We start from the raw sequence: 439 nt of genomic DNA on the forward strand, positions 1-439 counted from the left end.
CCTTCGTCATTATTGATACATTAATGAATAATGTATTTCATTCTAATTTTCTCACTCAAATTGAACGATTAAAACCTGTCCATGTCATTATTTTCTCCCCCTTTAATATTAAACGCTGCCTGGGGAAAGTGCCGGTGACCTTTGTTCCGCGGACTATCACTATCATTGATTTTGTCGCACTCATCAATGGCAGTTACTGCTCTGTGCCTGAAGCGAATGTGTCACTTTCGCGCAAGCAACATCAGGTTCTGAGCTGCATTGCGAATCAAATGACAACGGAAGATATTCTGGAGAAACTGAAAATATCGCTAAAAACGTTCTACTGCCATAAACACAATATCATGATGATCCTCAATCTTAAGCGGATCAATGAGCTGGTACGCCATCAGCATATTGATTATCTGGTGTGAATTTCAGGCTTACGGTGAGTCTGACTACG

At 40.5% G+C, this 439-nt stretch carries 1 protein-coding gene; it reads left to right on the forward strand.

Annotated elements, in window-relative coordinates:
- Window positions 1–410 (forward strand): helix-turn-helix transcriptional regulator (locus tag K0040_RS22575; RefSeq protein ID WP_228110472.1); only part of this gene is annotated, 410 nt, incomplete at its 5' end.
- Window positions 411–439: the final 29 nt, after the last annotated feature.

The organism is Terrisporobacter petrolearius, assembly GCF_020748185.1.
GTDB lineage: Bacteria > Bacillota > Clostridia > Peptostreptococcales > Peptostreptococcaceae > Terrisporobacter > Terrisporobacter petrolearius.